The 21,835-nt window shown below is 72.0% G+C and carries 16 protein-coding genes; 8 read left to right on the top strand and 8 right to left on the bottom strand.

Annotated features, from left to right (window positions below; all coding sequences use genetic code 11):
* Positions 1 to 104: 104 nt before the first annotated feature.
* The 3 genes from OG521_34875 to OG521_34865 form a co-directional block, all read right to left on the bottom strand.
* Positions 105 to 887, bottom strand: a complete 783-nt coding sequence (locus OG521_34875) for an SGNH/GDSL hydrolase family protein (protein WUW25670.1) — start codon at positions 885 to 887, stop codon at positions 105 to 107.
* 161 nt (positions 888 to 1,048) lie between these two features.
* Positions 1,049 to 1,453 carry a VOC family protein gene (locus tag OG521_34870; protein ID WUW25669.1) on the bottom strand — a complete coding sequence of 135 codons (405 nt, stop codon included), beginning with the start codon at positions 1,451 to 1,453 and terminating at the stop codon, positions 1,049 to 1,051.
* 120 nt (positions 1,454 to 1,573) lie between these two features.
* Entirely contained in the window at positions 1,574 to 2,317 is a 744-nt protein-coding gene (locus OG521_34865) for a helix-turn-helix domain-containing protein (protein WUW26901.1), read from the bottom strand.
* 243 nt (positions 2,318 to 2,560) lie between these two features.
* Here OG521_34865 and OG521_34860 point away from each other — a divergent pair, with 243 nt between their 5' ends.
* Genes OG521_34860 through OG521_34850 form a run of 3 tightly spaced genes read left to right on the top strand, consistent with a single transcriptional unit; the run spans position 2,561 to position 5,014 of the window.
* Positions 2,561 to 3,229 carry a DUF4097 domain-containing protein gene (locus OG521_34860; GenBank protein ID WUW25668.1) on the top strand — a complete coding sequence of 223 codons (669 nt, stop codon included), beginning with the start codon at positions 2,561 to 2,563 and terminating at the stop codon, positions 3,227 to 3,229.
* 31 nt (positions 3,230 to 3,260) lie between these two features.
* Positions 3,261 to 4,226, top strand: coding sequence for an ATP-binding cassette domain-containing protein (locus OG521_34855; protein WUW25667.1), 966 nt, complete (start codon positions 3,261 to 3,263; stop codon positions 4,224 to 4,226).
* Positions 4,223 to 5,014 (top strand): ABC transporter permease, encoded by a 792-nt coding sequence (locus OG521_34850; GenBank protein ID WUW25666.1) that lies wholly within the window; start codon positions 4,223 to 4,225, stop codon positions 5,012 to 5,014. The genes OG521_34855 and OG521_34850 overlap by 4 nt, the downstream gene beginning before the upstream one ends.
* A 132-nt stretch (positions 5,015 to 5,146) precedes the next feature.
* On the opposite strand, the gene OG521_34845 is transcribed toward OG521_34850, so the two are convergent.
* Positions 5,147 to 5,944, bottom strand: a complete 798-nt coding sequence (locus OG521_34845) for a peptidoglycan DD-metalloendopeptidase family protein (GenBank protein ID WUW25665.1) — start codon at positions 5,942 to 5,944, stop codon at positions 5,147 to 5,149.
* A 214-nt stretch (positions 5,945 to 6,158) separates the two neighbouring features.
* Between OG521_34845 and OG521_34840 the strand changes: the two genes are divergently transcribed.
* Positions 6,159 to 7,229: a GH25 family lysozyme gene (locus tag OG521_34840; GenBank protein WUW25664.1), complete on the top strand. Its 1,071-nt coding sequence runs from the start codon at positions 6,159 to 6,161 to the stop codon at positions 7,227 to 7,229.
* Positions 7,230 to 7,428: 199 nt separating this feature from the next.
* Positions 7,429 to 9,639, top strand: coding sequence for an AAA family ATPase (locus OG521_34835; protein ID WUW25663.1), 2,211 nt, complete (start codon positions 7,429 to 7,431; stop codon positions 9,637 to 9,639).
* A 25-nt stretch (positions 9,640 to 9,664) separates the two neighbouring features.
* On the opposite strand, the gene OG521_34830 is transcribed toward OG521_34835, so the two are convergent.
* Positions 9,665 to 10,213: an FABP family protein gene (locus OG521_34830; GenBank protein ID WUW25662.1), complete on the bottom strand. Its 549-nt coding sequence runs from the start codon at positions 10,211 to 10,213 to the stop codon at positions 9,665 to 9,667.
* Between the two features lie 121 nt (positions 10,214 to 10,334).
* Complete coding sequence (gene katG / locus OG521_34825) at positions 10,335 to 12,563, bottom strand: catalase/peroxidase HPI (protein WUW25661.1); 2,229 nt, start codon at positions 12,561 to 12,563, stop codon at positions 10,335 to 10,337.
* Positions 12,564 to 12,801: 238 nt separating this feature from the next.
* On the opposite strand from katG, the gene OG521_34820 reads away from it, so the two are divergent.
* From OG521_34820 to OG521_34810, 3 genes are all read left to right on the top strand, one after another.
* Entirely contained in the window at positions 12,802 to 13,218 is a 417-nt protein-coding gene (locus tag OG521_34820) for a transcriptional repressor (protein WUW25660.1), read from the top strand.
* A gap of 61 nt (positions 13,219 to 13,279) precedes the next feature.
* Positions 13,280 to 15,370 (top strand): DUF4139 domain-containing protein, encoded by a 2,091-nt coding sequence (locus OG521_34815; GenBank protein ID WUW25659.1) that lies wholly within the window; start codon positions 13,280 to 13,282, stop codon positions 15,368 to 15,370.
* An 8-nt stretch (positions 15,371 to 15,378) separates the two neighbouring features.
* Positions 15,379 to 16,941, top strand: coding sequence for a mucoidy inhibitor MuiA family protein (locus OG521_34810; protein ID WUW25658.1), 1,563 nt, complete (start codon positions 15,379 to 15,381; stop codon positions 16,939 to 16,941).
* Positions 16,942 to 16,995: 54 nt separating this feature from the next.
* Here OG521_34810 and OG521_34805 read toward each other — a convergent pair whose 3' ends face one another.
* The gene (locus OG521_34805) at positions 16,996 to 19,944 is read right to left on the bottom strand and encodes a hypothetical protein (GenBank protein ID WUW25657.1); all 2,949 of its coding nucleotides are present in this window, start codon (positions 19,942 to 19,944) and stop codon (positions 16,996 to 16,998) included.
* 2 nt (positions 19,945 to 19,946) lie between these two features.
* Complete coding sequence (locus OG521_34800; GenBank protein ID WUW25656.1) at positions 19,947 to 21,794, bottom strand: HSP90 family protein; 1,848 nt, start codon at positions 21,792 to 21,794, stop codon at positions 19,947 to 19,949.
* Positions 21,795 to 21,835 lie beyond the last annotated feature (41 nt).

The raw sequence follows: 21,835 nt of genomic DNA, 5'->3' as shown, positions 1-21,835 counted from the left end.
CATCTCCTTTGCACCCAGGGGGTGTCCCCGTCACTCCGGCGGGGACACCACTGAACCTACGTGCGACCACTGACAACGGCGGTCGGAGACAGCTGCGGCAGGCCTCAGGAAACGGCGCCCACGGGGAGCAGCAGGGGGCGTTTCGCGGTGCGGCCGTCACCGGAGGAGCGGCCGCGCAGACGGCGTCCGAGCCAGGGGCCGAGGAATCCGGCCGCCCACCGCAGTTCGGCCGCTGCGGACTGCAGGCCGGAGGGAACGGCCGTCGGGGCCAGCGGGTCCGTCCACGTGCCGTCGCTCCCCGGCAGGTCGATGGCCTGGGCGGCGGCCGCGGCGATCCTCGCATGACCGAGGGGACTGGCGTGGAGCCGGTCCGTGCTCCACAGGCGCCGGTCGGTGGCGACGGCGTGCAGGGCGGTCTCGGCGACCGCGACCCCGTGGCGGGCGGCCGCGGCGCGGATGCGGGTGTTGAACTCCTCCACCCGCGGCCTGACGGGCCGGGCCAGGGGCGCGATCTTCCCGACGTCGGGGAAGGTCAGGGTCACCACCCGCGCCCCGGTGGCCGTGAGCGCGGCGAACATCTCCTCCACCTGCCCGGCCACCTCCGCGGCATCGAACCTCGGCCGGAGCAGGTCGTTGACCCCGGCGACGACGGTGGCCAGGTCGGGCTCCAGGGCCAGCGCGGGCCCCAGCTGTTCTGCGCGGACCTGACCGGCGACACGTCCTCGCACGGCCAGGTTGGCGTACTGGAGACCGGGGTTGACGGCCGCGACGTGCTCGGCGAACCGGTCGGCCCAGCCACGGAGTCCGGTGGCGTCGTCACCGTCACCGAGCCCTTCGGTCTGACTGTCGCCGAGGGCGACATAACGCAGGTACTCACCGCTCGGCATGAGCCGCCTTCTTTCCCCTCACCGGCCACGGAACCACGTACTCAATAATATGACTACTCAACTCCATGAGTATGCGGTTTCGCGCACCGGGACCCCCGAAGACCCGTCGACGGACGGGTCGGCGGGTCTTCGGGGGCGAACGGTGGCGGTGGTGGCGCCGGCTACGACGCCGCAGGCGTCGCTTCGTGACTCCCGTACGGCCGCGTGATGATCTCCATGCCATGACCTGCGGGATCCATGAAGTACAGGCCGCGCCCGCCGTGGTGGAGGTTGATCTCACCCGGCTGCTTGAGGTGCGGATCCGCGTAGTACGTGATCCCCGCCTGCTGGATGCGCCGCAGCGCGGCGTCGAACTCGTCGTCCCCGATGAGGAAGGCGTAGTGCTGCGGGGCGATGGACTCGGCCGGAATGCTGGCGAAGTCCAGGGTGACGCCGTTGCTGAGCGAGACCGGGATGAACGGGCCCCACTCGGTACCCACTTCGAGATCGAGCAGGTTCGCCAGGAACTCGGCGGATTCCCGGTTGGACCGGGCGTGGACAATCGTGTGGTTCAACTCGACAGACACAGTGGAATGCCTCCGAAGGCATCTCACGGACACCTCCATGCCTCACCCGGTCGGTGACCGGCACGCGATGTCGTGCCGCGATGATAGGAGCGGCATCGATTCCCTGTCGAGCGGCCCTTCCTACTCCTCGTCCGGATCGGCTTCCGGCTTCGCGTTCGCGTAGAGGACTTCGCGGGCCTGCTCGGCGGAGCGCGTTATGCCCTCGTTCACGAAGTCCAGGAAGCGCGCGATGTTCTCCAGGCGGACCGCGGCCGGGGAGTCGGCGCCGAGGACACCGACGCCCTGCCGTGCGGTCTCGACGAGTTGGGCGGTGGCCCGGGCACTGGCCATCATCGACTGGTACCAGACGTCGTCGTCGACGATGTAACGCTCGCGACGGCGTTCGTCGCGCTCCCGGCGGACGAGGCCCTGGCTCTCGAGGAACGTGATCGCCTTGGAGATGGACGCCGGACTGACCTGGAGGCGCTGCACGAGTTCGGCCGCCGTGAGGCTTCCCGAGTCGGTGGTGTAGAGGCAGACCAGGACCCGGGACATCATCTTGTTGGACAGGCCCGACTGCATGAGGACGGCGGCGAACACCTCCTCGTACTCGCGCACGGCCTCGGCGTCGCGCCCGTGGGGCTGCGCAAGCGCCTGCCGCCCACGGGGTTCGGCGCTCTGCCTGCGCTGATGGGTGCGGCGTTCGGTGGCGCGGTGGGCGAGGTCGGCCCGGTAGGCGGTGGGGCCGCCGTTGCGCATCACCTCGCGGGTCACGGTCGAGGTCGGCCGGTCGAGGCGCCGGGCGATCTCCGCGTACGGAAGGCCGTCGGCGAGACCGAGCCCGATCTGCTGACGCTCCTGCTGAGTGAGCCTGCCTCCCGGCATCGCGATCCCCTTCATGGTCCCGTTCACGGTCCGGCGTGGCCCGTGCCGCCCGAGCATAGCGTTCACGTTCATTCCATTGCAACGAACGCTACTGCTCCTGTTGCGTTAGCCGTCAGAGCGTTGCAATGAAATTCGCCATCTGACCTGCGATTAGCGGGATCTGACGCAACATCTGCGTTGTGCGAACCATGAACGCAACGTAGCGTTTCTCTCATCGGAAACAGTGATTCCAAGGAGCGCACCATGCAGAAGTTCGCCACCCCCACCCCCGTCTCCACCGTCCTGGACATCCCCGCCGGGCAGGTCCGGTTCATCGCCGCCGACCGGTCCGACACCACGGTCGAGGTTCTTCCCGCCGACTCCTCGAAGAGCCGTGACGCGAAGGCCGCGGAGCAGATCACCGTCGCGTACGCCGACGGCGTCCTGCGCATCGAGGCCGCACCGACGAACAACCGGATCATCGGCACCTCCGGATCCGTCGAGGTGACCGTTCAGCTGCCGGCCGGCTCCCGCGTCGAGGCGAAGGCGGCGGCCGCCGAGTTCCGGGGCGTCGGACGGCTCGGAGACGTCGTCTTCGAAGGCGCACAGGCCACGGTCAAGCTGGACGAGGCCGCGAGCGCCCGCCTCACCGTGCAGGCCGGTGACGTCACGGTCGGCCGACTGGGCGGCCCCGCGCGGATCAGCACCCAGAAGGGCGACATCCACATCACCGAGGCCCTCGGCGGAGCGGTCGAACTGAGCACCATGTCCGGCGGGATCTCCGTCGGCGCCGCCCGCGGAGTCTCCGCGTCACTGGACGCCGGCACCACCTACGGCCGGATCCACAACTCGCTCATGAACACCGCGGGCGCCCCGGACCTCACCATCCGCGCGACCACCGCGCACGGCGACATCACCGCCCGCAGCAACTGACCCCCAGCAAGCCTCCGAAGGAGCAACTCCCATGACCATCCCGGCCATCACCGTGAGCGGGCTGCGCAAGTCCTACGGCGACAAACTCGTACTGGACGGCATCGATCTGCGCATCCCGGCGGGCTCGGTGTTCGCGTTGCTGGGTCCGAACGGGGCCGGCAAGACGACGGCGGTGAAGATCCTGTCGTCTCTGGTGTCGGCGGGCGCCGGGTCCGGGGAGATCCGGGTCGGGGGCCACGACCTGGCCACCGAGCCGCAGGCCGTGCGTGCCGCGATCGGGGTCACCGGCCAGTTCTCCGCCGTGGACGGTCTGATCACCGGCGAGGAGAACATGCTCCTGATGGCGGACCTGCACCACCTCACCAGGGCCGATGGCCGGCGCGTCACCGCCGAACTCCTGGAACGCTTCGACCTGGTGGACGCCGCGAAGAAGCCCGCCTCCACCTACTCCGGCGGCATGAAACGCCGCCTGGACATCGCGATGACCCTGGTCGGCAGCCCCCGCATCATCTTCCTCGACGAACCCACCACCGGCCTGGACCCACGCTCCCGCCACACCATGTGGGGCATCATCCGCAGCCTCGTCACCACCGGCGTCACCGTCCTGCTCACCACCCAGTACCTCGACGAAGCCGACGAACTCGCCGACCGCATCGCCGTACTCGACAACGGCAAGATCGCCGCCGAGGGAAGCCCGGCCGAGCTCAAGCGGCTCGTCCCGGGCGGACACGTACGGCTGAGGTTCACCGACCCGTCCGCGTACCGGTCGGCCGCCACCGCCCTGCACGAGGCCGCCCGGGACGACGAAGCCCTCACCCTGCAACTCCCCAGCGGCGGAAGTCAGCGCGAACTGCGCGCCATTCTCGACTGGCTCGACTCGACCGGTGTCGAGGCCGACGAACTCACCGTCCACACCCCCGACCTCGACGACGTGTTCTTCGCCCTCACCACCCCCACCGGCGCGCTGCCGCACCAGACCCAGGAGACCACCCGATGAGCACCCTGCCCCTGGCCGTCCGCGACTCCCACACCATGCTGCGCCGCAACCTCCTGCACGCCCGCCGCTACCCCTCCCTCACCCTCAACCTCCTGCTCACCCCGATCATGCTGCTCCTGCTCTTCGTCTACATCTTCGGCGACGTCATGAGCGCCGGCATCGGCGGCGGCGGCGCCGACCGCGCCCAGTACATCGCCTACATCGTCCCCGGCCTCCTCCTCATGACGATCGGCTCCACCACCATCGGCACCGCCGTCTCCGTCTCCAACGACATGACCGAAGGGATCATCGCCCGCTTCCGCACCATGGCCATCCACCGCGGATCCGTCCTCATCGGCCACGTCCTGGGCAGCGTCCTGCAATGCATCGCCAGCGTCGTCCTGGTCGGCGCCGTCGGCGCCGCCATCGGCTTCCGCTCCACCGACGCCACCGTCCTGGAATGGTTCGCCGCCTTCGGACTCCTGGTCCTCTTCGCCACCGCGTTCACCTGGATCGCCGTCGGCATGGGCCTCATCAGCCCCAACGCCGAAGCCGCCAGCAACAACGCCCTCCCCATGATCCTGCTCCCCCTCCTCTCCAGCGCCTTCATCCCCGTCGACACCATGCCCGGCTGGTTCCGCCCCATCGCCGAGTACCAGCCCTTCACCCCCGCCATCGAAACCCTCCGCGGCCTCCTCCTCGGCACCGAGATCGGCAACAACGGCTGGCTCACCCTCGCCTGGTGCCTCGCCCTCACCGTCCTCGGCTACCGCTGGTCCACCGCACGCTTCAACGACGACCCCAAGTAACCCCCAACCACCCCCGGGGCGGCGCATCCGACACCCACGTCGGACACGCCGCCCCACCGGCAGTTCCGCTCCCGTTCTCACGACCGGAACGGGCCGGCCGCCTCGGTGGCGTGGGGTTTGTTCCGGGTGCTGCTAGTCCCATTGGTTCTGGTTGATGAAGTGGCTGTAGGCGCGCCAGGAGTTGGGGCCCATGACGCCGTCGATGGGGCCGGTGTAGCCGTGGGTGGCGGCGAGGCGCTGGACGGCGGCCCAGGTGTTCGTTCCGGGAATTCCGTCGAGGGGTCCTGTGTAGCCCCAGTTCCGCATGTTCAGCTGGAGCGCGGCGTAGGTGTTGGGTCCCGGGACACCGTCGATCGGTCCGGTGTACCCGGACTGGATCCGCAGCCAGTTCTGCGTCCGCTGCCACATCACCGGACCCGGGACACCGTCCTGCTCCGTCGACGTCTTGGGCAGACCCCCGCCACCGCCCAGGTAGTTCAGCGGATTGACCCGGGTGCCGCCCGGGGTGATCAGGTGCCAGTGCACGTGCGGTCCGGTGGAACTCCCGGAGCCGGGGGCACCGACGGCGCCCCCGGAGTAGCCCACGATCCCTCCCTTGCCGACCGAGGTGCCGTTGGCCAGCAGGAACTGGGACAGGTGCATGTACTGCGTCCGGTAGCCGTCGCTGTGGGTGATGGTCACCGTGTGTCCGCCGGTGCCGTTGTCCGGGATGTTCGTGACGACTCCCGCGCCCGCGGCGGGCAGCGCGGTCCCGACGCCCATCCCGTAGTCGATCCCGCCCAGGGAGCCGTCGTCGAGGTGATCCTGCCAGGTGCCGGTGATCCGGTAGCCGCTGAACGGGTTGTAGATGTCCAGCGCCTGGGCGGTGTTCCCCGAGAGCAGCACACCGCCGGCCGCCAGGCCGAACGTGGTGACCGATCCCCGCAGCAAGGTGCGCCGGCTTATGCCGGCCCTCGGCCGGATCTCTCGGCCGGCTTCGGACCCATGGCGATCGCACACAGCAACTCCCTTGATATGAGGGTGACTTGAGCTGACAGAGGGTGCGGGGCCACGGTAACCTACGCGCATAGATGTTGATAAGAACATGACACACGCACGGCGTACACGCCGTGCCGGCTGGATCCCCGACCCCACCGGAGGAGACATGCGCAGGAGAACCGTGATCCGCGGCGTCGTGGCGACCGCTCTGGCCCCGGCCGGAATCGTCCTGGCCACCGGCCGCCCGGCGCTCGCCGCGGCGGCGGATCTGGAGGGCGTCGACGTCTCGAACTACCAGGCCGGCATCGACTACGCCCGGGCCGCCGCCGAGGGCCGGCGGTTCGCCGTCGCCAAGGCCGGTGGCTGCCAGCTCGCCGAGGGCCCCTACACCACGTCCTCGTACGCCGGACATGTCGACGGCGCCCGTGCCGCCGGCCTGCGGGTGGGGCACTACTGGCTGTCGGGAGACTTCCTCGCCCCCGCTGCCGCCGCCGACTACTTCGTGGACCATCTGCACGACTACCGCGTCGGTGACGTCCTCGCGCTGGATGTCGAGGTGCTGGACGACTCGACCCGGCTGTGGAACGACACGGACGTGTCCGCTTGGTTCAACCGGGTCCGGGAGCGGGTCGGCAGCTACGTGCCCTGGTTCTACATCAGCACGGGCGCCCTGCGCGCCGGCACCTGGAGCCGCACGATCGCGTCCGGCGCCCACCTGTGGGCGGCATCCTGGGGGCCGAACAACGGCACCTGGCCGGGCGCGCCCGACCTGGGCGGCCGCTATCCGGACTGGGCGGCCCACCAGTACACCTCCGTGGGCTCCGCCGGGGGCGCCTCCCCCGTCGACCTCAACCTGGCCCGCGCATGGGCCTTCGACCTGACCGAACCGACCGATCCGCCGCCCGGTGGCGGGGGTCTGCCCAAGACGTCGACGGAGCAGGACGGTGTCCCGGGTCCGGTGATGTGGCAGCGGACGCAGAACTGGCTGCGGATCCAGTCCGGGTACACCGGACCGATCGACGGTGTCCCGGGACCCAACACCTACGCCGCGCTCCAGCTGAACATGCGGAACTGGGGCTACACAGGACCCCTCGACGGAATTCCCGGAACGAACACCTGGGCCGCCGTCCAGCGCCTCGCCGCCACCCACGGCTACACCGGCCCCATCGACGGCGTCATGGGCCCCAACTCCTGGCGCGCCTACAGCCACTTCATCAACCAGAACCAATGGGACTAGCAGCACCCGGAACAAACCCCACGCCACCACCTGGACCACCCGTGGCACAAGAAATCCCCGGCCCGCAATTGCGGACCGGGGATTTTCCCGCGTATATTGAGTGTTTCTGTGCGCACACAGAAAAGGCCCCACACGGGGGGCCACTAAGAAACACCATATCCGCCAGGGAGCAATGTTGTCAACTCGGGAAAGCGCCGAATTGCAGAAGGAGCAGGAATTCATCGACCGGCTCTACGACCGTGTCGACGCGCTGCGCGGAGTCGCCGCCCAGCACGTCGAGGGCGCGCTGACGCCGGTCGGGACCGGGCTGCAGGCCCGGCTCGAACGCGATGTGCTCGTCGCCGAACGCTCGGGGCTGCTCGCCGCCCTGAACGCCGTGGACGGCTCCCTGTGCTTCGGCCGCATCGATCTCTCCGACGGCGTCGCGCACCACATCGGCCGCATCGGAATCCGTGAGGACGACACCGCGCACACGCCGCTGCTGATCGACTGGCGTGCCCCGGTCGCCCGCCCCTTCTACCTCGCCACCGGTCACACGCCCATGGGTCTGCGCCGGCGCCGGCACATCACGACCGATGACCGCACCGTCACCGAGCTGCACGACGAGATCCTCGACGTCGGGGACCGGCAGCGCACCGGTTTCGAGGACCCGAGCGGCGACACCGTGCTGCTCGCCGCCGTGAACTCGGCCCGCACCGGCCGCATGGGCGACATCGTGCGGACCATCCAGGCGGAGCAGGACCGGATCATCCGCGCCCCGCACCGCGGTGTGCTCGTCGTCGAGGGCGGTCCCGGGACCGGAAAGACGGCCGTGGCGCTGCACCGGGCGGCCTTCCTGCTGTTCGAGCACCGTGAGCTGCTCGCCAAGCGTGCCGTGCTGATCGTGGGCCCCAACCCGGCCTTCCTCAGCTACATCGGCGAGGTGCTGCCCGCACTCGGCGAGACCGGTGTCCTGCTCGCGACCCAGGCCGAGCTCTTCCCCGGGGTGCACGCCGACGGAACGGACACGCCCCGCGCCGCCGCGGTCAAGGGCGGTGCGCCCATGGCGGAGGCGCTCGCCCTGGCCGTCCGCGACCGGCAGGTGCTCCCCGAGCCGGGTGCCCCGCTCGTCATCCGGCACGACGACGGTGATCTGATCCTCGACTGGGAGATCGCCTACGAGGCCAGGCAGGCGGCCCGCGACACCCTGCTGCCGCACAACCTCGCCCGCCCGCACTTCGCGTTCCGGATCATCGACGCCCTCACGGCTCAGCTCACGGAGCGCATCGGGGCCGACCCGTACGGCGGTCCCAACTTCCTCGGCCCCGACGACATCGCCCAGCTGGGCAAGGGGGTCGCGGTCAGCGGGGCGGTGCACGGCGCCGTCGACGAGCTGTGGCCGTTCCTCACTCCGCAGGACGTCCTCGCCGACTACCTGGACCACCCCGTCTACGTACCCGAGGAGGACGCCGAGGCGATCCGGCGCGCGCCCGGCGCGGGGCGCTGGACCCCCGCCGACGTACCGCTGCTCGACGAGGTGGCGGAGCTCCTCGGTGTCGACGACAGCGCCGAGCGCGCGGCTGCCGAGGCCGGGCGCCAGGAGCGGATCGCGTACGCGCAGGGCGTGCTGGAGCTGTCGAGGGGCTCGGAGTCGTTCGAGTTCGAGGACGAGGAGTCCGAGGTCCTGGCCGCCCACGACATCATCGACGCGGAACGGATGGCGGAGCGGCAGGAGGAGGCCGATCACCGCAGCGCGGCCGAGCGCGCGGCCGAGGACCGCACCTGGGCGTTCGGGCACATCATCGTCGACGAGGCGCAGGAGCTGTCCCCGATGGCGTGGCGGCTGCTGATGCGCAGGTCACCGACCCGTTCGATGACGCTGGTCGGTGACCCCGCTCAGACCTCCGAGGAGGCCGGGGTCGGCTCGTGGGAGAAGATCCTGGAGCCGTACGTCGGTGACCGCTTCGAGCATGTGGCGCTGAGGGTCAACTACCGTACGCCCGCCGAGATCATGGAGCTGGCGGCCCGGGTGCTGCGCGCCCACGACCCCTCGTTCGAGCCTCCCTCGTCGGTGCGGTCCACCGGTGAGGCGCCGTGGCTGCGGGACGCCGGGGACGACCTGGCGGGCGCGGTGGCGCGGGCGGTGGTGGAGCTGACGCCAGAGGAGGGCAGGCTCGCGGTCATCGCGCCGCGGGCGCTCCACGAGGAGATCGCGGTCCCGTCGACGGGGCTCACGGCCGGCGCCGAACCCGATCTGACGCAACGGGTGGTCCTGCTCGACCCGCGCCAGGCCAAGGGGCTCGAATTCGACCATGTGCTGGTCGTGGAGCCCGGGCTGTTCGGCACGAGTGATCTGTACGTGGCCCTGACCCGGGCCACGCAACGCCTGGGCATCGTCCACCGGGAGGAGCTGCCGCAGGCGCTGCGCTGAGTCCGCCGGCGACGGGGAACCGCCTCTACTCGCCTTCCCTGCGGCGGAGCTGCGCCGAGAGGTGGTGCTGGAGGGGCTGTCCGACGGCGGCGAGGTCGTGGACGAAGTCGAGTGTGCCGTCGTCCGTGAGGGTGTAGCGGCGGCGGGTGGCGTCGACCTGCTTGGCCGTGGGGGCGAGGGCGACCTGATGGGTGGAGAGGTCGGCCGTGCCGTCGGCCGCCACACCGGTCAGGATCTCAGTGATGCCGGTGGGCTGGGTGATCAGCGCCTCCACCCGGCCGTCCGGCTGCATCCGCCACCAGCCGCTCTCCCGGGCCGACGGCCGCAGCGGCCGGCCGTCCGCGTCGAGCAGCCAGGCGCGCGCCTCGTAGTGGAGGAAGGGCCTTCCGTCATGGCTGAAGGTGACCTCCTGCGCGTAGCCGAAGTCCTCGGAGAGCGTCGGGTACTCCCCCCGGCCGCGGCCGGTCCAGTTGCCCAGGAATCCGAGCAGGGGCTCCAGCAGCGGGTGCGGAGCGGGTGATGCGTCCGGCCGGTGGGCATCGGGGTACGGGTGCTTGCGGGCGGGGTCGGACATGAGGTGCGCTCCTGGGTGGGTCGGGCCGGTGCCGGCTGCCGAGGGAAGCCTAGGCTCCGGGCCCGGTGCCGGAGCACAGGCGCCGGGCCGGTCCCGTGCGGGACCGGCCCGGGCGTCGTGCTCAGACGAGGTCGAACCGGTCCAGGTTCATGACCTTGTCCCACGCCGCGACGAAGTCCTTCACGAACTTCTCCTTCGCGTCGTCGCTCGCGTAGACCTCGGCGACCGCGCGCAGTTCGGAGTTCGAGCCGAACACGAGGTCGGCGCGGCTGCCGGTCCACTTCACCTTGCCGGAGCCGTCGCGGCCCTCGAAGGTGGTGGCGTCCTCCGACGTCGACTTCCACGTCGTGCCCAGGTCGAGCAGGTTGACGAAGAAGTCGTTGGTCAGGGATCCGGGGTTCTCGGTGAGGACACCGACCGACGACTGCTGGTGGTTGGCACCCAGGACACGCAGACCGCCGACGAGGACCGTCAGCTCGGGGGCGCTGAGCGTCAGCAGGTTCGCCCGGTCGAGCAGCAGGTACTCGGCGGGGAGGCGGTTGCCCTTGCCGAGGTAGTTGCGGAACCCGTCGGCGGACGGCTCCAGCTCGACGAACGACTCCACGTCGGTCTGCTCCTGCGACGCGTCGACACGGCCCGGGGTGAAGGGGACCTCGATGTCGAAGCCGCCCTCCCCGGCCGCCTTCTCGACGCCCGCGGCACCCGCGATCACGATGAGGTCGGCGAGCGAGACCTGCTTGCCGCCGGACTGCGCGGAGTTGAAGGACTCCTGGATGCCCTGCAGGGTGCGCAGCACCGTCGCGAGCCGGTCCGGGTCGTTGACCTCCCAGGCGTTCTGCGGCTCGAGGCGGATGCGTGCGCCGTTGGCGCCGCCGCGCTTGTCGCTGCCGCGGAAGGAGGAGGCGGACGCCCAGGCGGTGGAGACCAGGTCGGACACCGACAGGCCGGAGTCGAGGACCTTGGCCTTGAGCGCCGCGGTGTCCCCGGCGTCGACGAGCTCGTGCGTCCGCGCGGGCAGCGGGTCCTGCCAGACCAGCGTCTCCGCCGGGACCTCCGGGCCGAGGTAGCGGACGACCGGGCCCATGTCACGGTGGGTCAGCTTGTACCAGGCGCGGGCGAAGGCGTCGGCGAACTGCTCGGGGTGCTCGTGGAAGCGCCGCGAGATCTCCTCGTAGGCCGGGTCGACCCGGAGCGAGAGGTCGGTCGTCAGCATCGTCGGCGCGTGGGTCCTGGCCGGGTCGAACGCGTCCGGGACGGTGCCGGCGCCCGCGCCCTCCTTCGGCCGCCACTGGTGGGCGCCCGCGGGGCTCTTGAACAGCTCCCACTCGTAGCCGAAGAGGATGTCGAAGAAGCTGTTGTCCCACGCGGTGGGGGTGTTCGTCCAGATCCCCTCCAGGCCGCTGGTGATCGCGTCGGCGCCCTTGCCGGTGCCGTACGTGCTCCGCCAGCCGAGGCCCTGCTGCTCCATGGGGGCGGCTTCCGGGTCGTCGCCGACGCTGTCCGCGGGGCCGGCGCCGTGGGTCTTGCCGAAGGTGTGGCCGCCGGCGATCAGCGCGACCGTCTCCTCGTCGTTCATCGCCATGCGACGGAACGTCTCGCGGATGTCGCGGGCCGCGGCGAGCGGGTCCGGGGTGCCGTTGGGGCCCTCGGGGTTGACGTAGATGAGGCCCATCTGCACGGCGCCGAGGGGGTTTTCGAGCTCCCGGTCACCGGAGTAGCGCTCGTCGCCCAGCCAGGTGGTCTCGGGACCCCAGTAGACGTCCTCGTCGGGCTCCCACACGTCCGCGCGGCCGCCGCCGAAGCCAAAGGTCTTGAAGCCCATCGTCTCCAGGGCGACATTGCCGGTGAGAACGATGAGGTCGGCCCACGAGAGGTTCTGGCCGTACTTCTTCTTGACCGGCCACAGCAGTCGGCGGGCCTTGTCGAGGCTCGCGTTGTCCGGCCAGCTGTTGAGCGGGGCGAAGCGCTGCTGGCCGGCGCCGGCGCCGCCGCGGCCGTCGCTGATCCGGTAGGTGCCGGCGCTGTGCCAGGCCATCCGGATCATGAACGGGCCGTAGTTGCCGAAGTCCGCCGGCCACCAGTCCTGCGAGGTCGTCAGCACCTCGGCGATGTCCCGCTTCACCGCCGGGAGGTCGAGGGTCTTGAACGCCTCGGCGTAGTCGAACTCCTCGCCGAGCGGATTGGCGACGGCGGGGTTCTTGGCGAGGATCTTCAGGTTGAGCCGCTCCGGCCACCACTGGCGGTTTCCGCCGCCCTGGGTCGGGTGCGGCGCACGACCGTGGGCGACCGGGCAGCCGCCGCCCTCCTCCGCCTTCGGGTCGGTGACGATCGCGTCGTGGTTCTCAGTCATGGAAATCCTTCCGGACGGGGCGGATCACGGTGCTGAGGAACTACGGACGGGGGAAAGGCCGGGTCCGGATGCCGGGGTCTTCCGTCCCCGTCTCCTGAAGTCACGTACTTTTCCGCTGCTGTCCTGTCCCTTGGCTGTTCGCCGGAACCGATCCTACGATGGACATAGTCCAAGTCAATACGACCGACAGGCGTGTGGGCATCCAATCGTCGATCGACGCACAGTGAGGTGGGTGGGTATGAGTGACCTGCTGCAACGGCTTCGCGCACGTGGCTGGCGGATGACCGCTCAGCGACGGGTGGTGGCCGAGGTACTCGCCGGTGAGCACGTCCACTTCACCGCGGACGAGGTGCTCGCACGTGCCACGTCCCGGCTGCCGGAGATATCCCGCGCCACCGTGTACAACACGCTCGGCGAACTCGTCCAGCTCGGCGAGGTGATCGAGGTGGCCACCGACGGCCGCGCCAAGCGCTACGACCCGAACGCCCACCACCCCCATCAGCATCTGGTGTGCTCGCGGTGCGGGACCATCAGGGACGTCCACCCGGGCGGCGACCTGCTGGCGGAACTGCCCGCCTCCGAACGGTTCGGCTTCACCGTCTCCGAGGTCGAGGTGACCTACCGGGGCCTGTGCCCGGACTGCGGCCTCGCCTGACCCGGCCGCCCGGCCCGGCGTAGGCTGCGCTCAGCATGCACACGGCGGGGGGGCGGAGCACATGGCGGCTGATCCGGTACAGAGGTGGGGATCGACCCTCGATGCGGTGATGGTGTACGCGCAGGGCGCGGTCTGCCGGCGCCTGACCCGGGGCAGCGTGCCGCCGGACGGCCGGGTCCGGGTGACGGGCCTGCCCCGTTCGCTGGACACCGGCTCGCTGCGGGCCACGGTTCTGGGCGCTTCCGGCGCGCGGGTCACCGAGGCCCGGGTGGAGGTCGAGGCCGGACTCCCGCGACCGGACGCACCCGACACGCTGCGCAGCGAGGTCGAGCGGGTGAGCGAGGCGTACGAGGTGGCGCGGCGGCGCCGGGACCGGCAGCTGGGTCTGATCGAGGAGGTCGGGGGGCTCCGCCCGGTGCCGCCGCCCCGCAAGCGCGATGACCCGCACCGCCGCACCCCGGCCGATGCCTGGCTGGAGCTCGCCGGCTTCGTCGAGGAGCGGCTGGCGGGCCTGCATCTGCGCCTCGCGGAGCTGGAGGAGGCGCTGCGCGGCGTCGAGCACGAGCTCACGGTCGCCACGGACAGTTTCGAGCGCGCGTCCACCGACGCACCCTCGGCGCACGTGGAGACGATGGTGTCCGCGGTCCTGACCCTGGAAGGCGCCGGGGACGCGGAAGTGGAACTGGAGCTGGAATACGGGGTGCCGGGCGCCGTCTGGGTGCCTGCCTACCGGCTCACTCACCGTCAGGGCGACGACAGCGGCCGTCTGGTGCTGCGCGCCTCGGTCGCCCAGCGGACCGGCGAGGACTGGACGGGTGTGCGCGTCGCCCTGGCCACCGCCGATCTCCGGCGCCGCACCGATCTGCCGAGACTCCGCTCGGTGCGGATCGGACGCAGCCAGCCCGCACCCGTGCCGGCCGCCTGGCGCGAGCCCCCGGCCGGGCTCGCCGGTCTGTTCTCCGGGTACGACGCGGCAGGCCCGGCCCCGGAACGGGCGGACCGGCCCGCGGCTGCCGGGGGCGCCGGTCAGGGGTTCTTCCCGGGCACCGTGGACGAGCCCTTGGCCGGCGGCCCCGTTCCGCCGCCCGCACCCCCGGGCTACGGCGGACCGCCCGCACCCCTGGGCTACGGCGGGCCGCCGGCGCCGGGCGGCGCTCCCCAGGAGGACATCGCCGGTGCGATGCCCGCCCCGGCTCAGCCGGGTGGGCTGCCGCAGGGCAGCAGGACGAGGTCGCGCGGCAGGTCCCTCGCGGGTGCCCCCGCGCCCATGGCTCCCGGCGGGGCTCCGCCGCCCCCTCCGCCGCCGGTGAACGGCCCGCCGCAGCCGTCCGGCGCCGAGCTCGACTACGCGGCGCTGGTTCTGTCCGGACCCGGCGAACAGGCCGCCCACCGGGGCAGGCTGTTTCCGGGCTCCGCCTTCGACCCGGTGGCGGCCGAGTACCGCCGCCGCGCCGAGACGGTGGCCTCGCTGCCGTTGCCCGGACAGGCCGTGCGGCCCCGGGAGTCGGCGGGTTCCTTCGACCACCGTTTCGACGCCACCGCCCGCGCCGACATTCCGTCGGACGGCACCTGGCACACCGTCACCGTCGGTGAGATCCCGGTCGGTCTGCGGACCGAGTACCTCAGCGTGCCGTCCGTCGAGCAGACCGTGTACGCGACGCTGGTGCTCTCCAACGCCACCGACCAGGCCCTGCTCGCCGGCCCGGTGGAGATCACCGTCGACGACGACTTCCTGCTGACCGCCGCGCTGCCCACGCTCGCCCCCGGGGGTGTCCGCCGGGTGGGTCTCGGGCCGGCCGAAGGCATCCGGGTCACCCGCCGGACGAATCTGCTCGAGTCGACCGCGGGCCTGCGCAACAACACCACCGTCCTCGACCACCGCGTCCATGTGGAGCTGGCCAACCGTCTCGCGCGGCCCGTCACCGTGGAGGTCCACGAGCAGGTGCCGGTCACCTCCGACGGGGACGTCCGGATCGAGGAGCGGGCCGACTGGACCGTTCCCGAGGGGAGCGCGGGACCCGAACCGCACGCACCCGGCACCCGCGTCTGGCGGCTGGACCTCCCGGCAGGCGCCACCGCCGCCCTCGACGGCGGCTACGAAATCCGCATCCCGACCGGCAAGGCCCTGGTCGGCGGAAACCGCAGGAGCTGACACCCCTCATGTCCACGGCGCCCCATCCGATCGCCCTCCCCGTCACCGCCGTCACCTGCCTGGAGGACCGCGCCCACATCGAGCGCACCGCCGTGCTCGACCTGACGGCCGGGGTCCAGCGGCTGCGGCTCGGACCGGTCAGCGCGCTGGCCGTCGACCGGACGCTCCACGCCGAGCTCACGTCCGGTCACCCGGCGACCGTGCTCGACCTGCGGATCGTCCGGGCCTGGTCGCCGCGCGGGCCGGTGCCGCCCACCGACGAGGACTCCGCCCTGCGTCACCGTGTCCACGGCCTGGAGGAGGAACGGCCGGCGCTGGAGCAGCACCGCGACCGGCTGCGGGTCCGCCTCGACCTGCTCGGCCGGCTCGCCACCGATCTGCTGCGGGAGATCGGCGAGGGCGCCGGTTACGGCGAGACCGAACTGCCGCGCTGGGCAAGCGAGCTGGACCGGGTCGACGGGGAACGCGACACGTGCGCCGAGCAACTCCGCTCTGTGGAGGCGCAGCTGACCACCCTGCGCGCCGAACTGAGCGCTGCCCAGCAGGCCATGGACCTCGCCGAGGAGGAACCCGCCGAGCTGACCGGCCACATCGAGCTGACCGTCGAGGCCTCGGCCGCCGGCCCGGTCGGGCTGCGCCTGACCCACCTCACCCCGTGTGCGCTGTGGCGGCCCGCCTACCGGGCCGTGCTCGACGGGGACTCCCTGACGCTGGAGACCGACGCCATGGTGTGGCAGCGCACCGGCGAGGACTGGTCGGACGTGCGGCTGACGCTGTCGACGGCCCGCTCGTCCCTGGCCACCGATCCGCCCCGGCTGGGCGAGGACCGGCTGACGCTGAAGGACCGGTCCGCTACCGAACGCCGAACGGTCGACGTCGAGTTGCGCGAGGAGGAGATCGGGGAGCTCGGCCCGGCGCCGGTCCTCGGTCTGCCGGGCGTGGACGACGGCGGTGAGACACAGGTGCTGAGGTCATCGGCACCTGTCTCGGTGCCCGGCGACGGTCTCGCGCACCGGGTGCCGCTGTCCGCCGGCACCGCGCCCGCTTCCAGTGAGTACGTCAGCGCGCCGGAGCTGTCCCCGCTGGTCACCCAGGTGGTGCGGTTCGACAACGTGACCGGGCACGCGCTGCTCGCCGGTCCGGTGGACCTGGTCCGCGGCAGCGGGTTCAGCGGCCGGGGCACGCTGGACTTCACCGCCCCCGGCGCACCCGTCGAGCTGGCCTTCGGCAGCTGCGACGACTACCGGGTGGTCCGGGAGACCGAGGAGACCCGCGACACCGCGGGCCTCACCCAGCGGACCGTGGTCACCCGGACGGTCCGGCTGCACGTGTCCCGGTTCTCCGCCCCCGGGGAGCTGGGTGAACGGTCGGTCGTCCTCCGGGAGCGGATTCCGGTCTCCGAGGTGTCGGCGGTCGAGATCCGTCTGCACAAGAGCGCGTGCTCCCCGGCGCCCGATGTGGTGGACGCCGAGGGCATCGCGCGCTGGGACGTCGCGCTCCCGCCCGGCGGGCGCCGTACGCTCACCCTCGTCTACGAGCTGTCGGCGAGCGCCAAGGTCACCGGCCTCTGAGCCCGGCGGGCCGCCGCACACCTGGTGCACGGCGGCCGCTCCCGGGCCCGCGTCTCAGGCCTCGTCGCGCAGCCGGGCCGCCAGCGAGGCCAGCGGACCGGCCTCGTCGGTGTGTCCGAGGGCGTTCAGCCGGGAGAGCGCGGCGTCCAGACGGATGAGTGCGGGAGCGGTGCGCTCCAGGTAGATGCCCTCCACCGCACTCGCGAGGCGCATGCACTCGGCCCACTCACCGGCACGGTCCTGATCGGCATCGGGTTCGCCGAGCAGGCCCAGAGTCTTCTCCAGGGCGGCCAGCGCGGTCTCGTACTCTCCGGCGTAGGCGTGGACCCGCCCGTGCTCGTAGGCCAGGGCCGTGTCGAGGGAACGGCCTCCCGCCTCGAAGGCGGCGGCCCGGGCCTCGTCGGCGATCCGGCCGGCCTCGGCGAGGTGGGCGAGGGCGGCGGCCAGGCCGTCGGCGCCCTCCCGCTCTGCCTGGAGGCGGGCGAGTTCGCGCAGGGCGTTGCTGAGGTGCTCGTAGCGCGGGGCCAGGGCGTGGGCGGCGACCGCCTGGTCCATGACCTCGCGGGCCCGGCCGAATTCGCCGGACTCACCGAGGAGTACGGCCGTCTCCGAGGCGATCATGGCGTGGCTGCCCGGGTCGTCGTCCCAGCCGGCGGACTCGGCGGCGAGCGCGACGAACTCCGCCGTGGCGGCCTTCAGGTCCTCCCCCGCGTGCAGCGCACGGGCTCGGGTCAGGCGCAGCTGCGCCACGAGCCGGTCGTCCAGCTCTCCGGCGGCGACGCCGGGATCGGCCAGCAGGGAGTCGAGGAGGGCGATGCAGTCCTCGATGCGGCCCAGGTCGAGGCTGAGCTGCGCCGCGTTGCTGTAGGTGCAGAACGCGTCGGTCCGGCTGCCGCGGCGAAGATCCAGTTCCGCCGAGCGCGTCAGGTGCCGCAGGGCCTCGTCGGCGCGGCCCAGGTGCATGAGGGCCTGGGCCAGATCACCGTGCAGCCGGCCGTTGTCGGCGGCCAAGGTCGCCCATTCGCCGGCCAGTCGCAGCCCTTCGGACAGGTCCGCGTGCGCCGCCTGGGCGTCCTGGCGGCCGAGGTTGATGCGGCCGCGCAGTCCGAGCGTGCGGGGCAGATGCCAGGCGGGGCCGTGCTCCTTCAGCCGGAGGAGGAGGGCGTCCAGCTCGGTGACGGCCGTCGCCAGGTCGCCGGAGACGGCGTGTGTGCCGGCCCGCAGCAGCGCGGCGCCGGACACCTGCCCGCCGATGCCGTGCCGGTCGGCGAACGCGTGCAGCAGCTCCACCTCGGCGAACGCCGCCGTGACATGTTCCTCGCTCACCGAGGTCTGGAGGCGCAGGCCGAGCGCGGTCGCGCGCAGCCGCAGCAGCCGGGCCTCCAGGTACGGGGCGAGACCGGGTGTCTCCTCGTGCAGCCGGACCATGGCCGCGTGGGCGGCGGTCATGGCGGCGGCCTTGGCCTCGGTCCCGTCATCGCCGCCACCGTCGCCGTCCGCAGGGATTTCGGCGGAGGCGAGTGCGGCGGAGGCGCGGGAGAGCGCCGCCTCACCCGGTGCTCCGGCGTCTTCGTACAGACCCGCGGCCTCCTCGTACAGGTCTGCGGCTTCGGCGAAGTCGTCCCTGTCGCCGGCCCGGCCCGCCTCGTCGGCCAGCAGCTCGGCGCGCAGCCGCACGAACGGGCCCACGGCCGGGTCGTCGGGGTGGGTGTAGCCGCGGGCGGCGACGAGCTTGCGCAGCCGGGCCCAGCAGAGTTGCGCGTCGGGGTGTGCCTGCTCGTCCAGTTCCCTGGCCCGCAGGATGAGTGCGGGCAGGTCACCGGGGATGTCGGCGGTCCTGCGCGGGGCGGGCGCCGCGGCCGGGACCGCGGCCGGGTCCACCTCGTCGAGGGTGCGGGTGCGCAGGGTGAGTTCGAGGGCGTCCAGCAGCGGGGCACGGTCGATGCGGGCCCGGCGGCGGTCGGTGAGGGCCGTGGTTCCGTTGCGGGCGTCGAAGCGGGCGGCGAGGTCGTCGGCTCGTCCGCGCACCTCGGCACCCAGGCCGGCGACCGTCCAGCTGCGGCCCGCGTATCCGGCGGCGGGCAGCTCGCCGTGGCCGAGGGACTCGACGCGCCGCAGGAGGACGTCCACTCCGGTGAGGAAGTCGAACAGGTCCAGCGGCGAGTCCACCTCGTCGAACAGGTTCCGGTTCTCGGCCAGCAGTTCCAGGCCGCGTGCCTCGTTGCCGGTGAGCGCGCAGAACTCCAGGTGCCGGCCGACCTCCCCGGCCATGGAGGCGTTGCGGCGGCAGCCCCGGTAGCCGGAGAGGTGCAGTGCGCGGGCCCGGTCGGTGTCGCCGGTGCGCAGCAGGGGCAGCAGGGCGTACGAGAGGGAGCGGGCCGGCTCCTCCTGGCAGGACTCCTGGCCGGCCAGGACGGGTTCCCAGGCGCGCAGTGCGCGCTCGTCGTCGCCTGCCGCGAGGTGGTACAGGGCGCGCTCGCAGATCTCGCAGGCCTCGCAGTCGCTGAACGCGGTACGGGTGCGGCCCGCCCACAGCTCGTAGGCGACGGCGGTGTCCTCACCGAGGTGCGAGGCGAGCTGGTAGACCTGTCCGTAGTACGGCTGGAGGCCGAGACCGGCCTTCTCGTACCGGTCCCTCATCTCCTTGAGCCACTGGCGCAGGCTGGCCAGCGGTATCTCGGGCAGCGCGCGCAGGGCGTTGGCGACCCACTTGAACCGCCAGAACAGCAGGTGGCGCAGGCGCTCGTCGAAGACGTCGGGCTGCTCGTCGAAGAGCGTGAGCAGGCGGGCGAAGACGACGGGCGACTTGCGGGGCTCGGAGCCGTAGGCGTACGCCTCCTGGAGTTCGAGGAGGGTGCGGACCAGCGCGAGGGGGTCCTCGAACCGCTCGGCGGCGTCGACGAGTTCCTCGGCGGTGACGGTGCGGGTGCGGCCGTAGGGGCGCCGCTGGTTGTCCTGGAGTGCCTGGTACAGCTCGTCGGTGTTCTGGGGTGCGGTCGGCATCGTCAGCTGTCCTTGCGGAGGGCGTGGGCGAGGAGGTCGAGGAAGGAGCGGTTGATCAGGCTCGATTCGGCGGGCCTGAGCGGGCGCCGGGACAGCAGCGCGGCCTGCCCGTAGAGCGCTTCGGCGCTGGTGCGGGCCAGTTCGGGTTCATCGATGGCGAGGGCGGTGCGGACGAGCGGGTTCAGCTGGTTGAGGATCAGCTGGGCGCGCGGGGCCTCCTGGCGCAGCGCGCCGAGGATGTCGCCCCACAGGCCGCCGTCCTGCTCACGGGCGAGCTGCGAGCGGGTGCGTTCGTGACGGGCCTCGCGGCTGTCGATGAGGAGGGCGGGGGCGGAGGCGGGCTGGAAGGTGCGCAGCGCGACGTCGCAGTCGAAGACGGCGAGTGCGTCACGGGCCAGGGCGAGGTAGGCCGCGGCGGCCAGTTCCGTCTCGCGCTCGACGGGGTCGAGGTGTGCGGTGAGGGTCGCCGGGTCGAGGTCGGCGACGCTGACCTCGGGCCTGATCTCGGGGAGCCGGTGGACCAGTTCACGGTCGTACGTGTAGCCGCCGTTGACGACGCCGAGTCCGGCGGCCGAGGCGATCGCGGCGACCTGCCGGAACTCCTCCACGCTCGACGTGACGAGGACGGTGCGGTGGGCGCGCGCGAACTCGTCGAGGCTGGTGGACCCGTCCGTGGTCTCGAACGGCAGCCAGGGCAGCAGCATCCGCAGGATCTCGTCGTCGTGCACCGCCAGCGACTTCACGGCCAGGTGGTGGGCCTGGAGGAAGCGGGCGAGCAGGTCGGGGTCGCTGGCGGCCGCCCGGGCGATCCAGGCGCGGAGCCGGTCGGCCAGGGCGTCGCGGACGGCGGCGAGGGTGTCGTCCTCGTACAGGGCCTCGCGGGACGCGGTCGGGCGCAGGCTCTCGGCGTCGACGACGCAGCGGACGAAGAACGCCCACTCGGGCAGGATCTCCTCGGCCTGCTCCGACAGCAGCATGCCCTTGACGTGCACGCGGTGGCCGTGGCGGCGCCCGGTCGGCACCGTCTCGGGCAGCACGCACGCGATGCCCTTGAGCCCGACGGCCGGCAGGTCCAGATCGATGGTGTCCAGCGGCTTGAAGCCGAAGACCTCCTCGCCGTAGGCGGCCAGCGCGCGGGAACGGGCGCCCGGCGTGGGGTACGTGCCCTGCCAGGGCGCGGGCTCGGGATTGACCCGGGCACCCGGGCCGCCGGAGCCGTCGTCGAAAGTCACCGGGTGGCGCAGCAGGGAGCCGAAGTGCCGGGCGAGGGTGTGCACCTGCCCCGGACGGGTCCACTCGCCGGCGTCGGCGCGCGGTGTCAGTGTGACGGTGGTTCCGGGGCGCGGGCGGGCGGAGACCGGCAGGGTGCGGACGCTGTAACTGCCGTCGCCGCGCCCCCGCCACTCCACCACGGGTGCGTCGGGGGTGCGGGCGGAGCGGCTGACGACCAGGATCTCGTCGGCGACCAGGAAGCAGGAGAGCAGGCCGATCCCGAACTGGCCGATGAAGTCGCCGCGTTGCTCCGCGATGCGGTCGGCGCGCTTGCTGCTCCGGCCGATCGTGGCAAGGAAGGTGTGCACGTCGGCCTCGGTGAGACCGACGCCGTCGTCCTCGACGCGTACGACCGAACCGTCGGCGTACAGACGGATGCCGAGGGCAGCGGCGGGGACGTCCGGTTCCAGCCCGTGCCGGGCGGTCAGCGCGTCCACCGCGTTCTGCAGCAGTTCGCGGAGGTAGACGCGGGGGCTGGAGTAGAGGTGGTGGGAGAGGAGGTCGACGAGGCCGCGCAGGTCCACCTGAAAGGTGCGGTCGGCGTCGGCCGGGTTCGAGGCGGTGTCGGGCAGAGTCATCGGGCAGTCCGGTGTGGGAGAGGCGGCAGGTACGGGAAGGC

The organism is Streptomyces sp. NBC_01463 (assembly GCA_036227345.1).
GTDB lineage: Bacteria > Actinomycetota > Actinomycetes > Streptomycetales > Streptomycetaceae > Streptomyces.
Note: the sequence above shows the minus strand (reverse complement) of the source record. Positions and strands in the feature narration are given on the sequence as shown.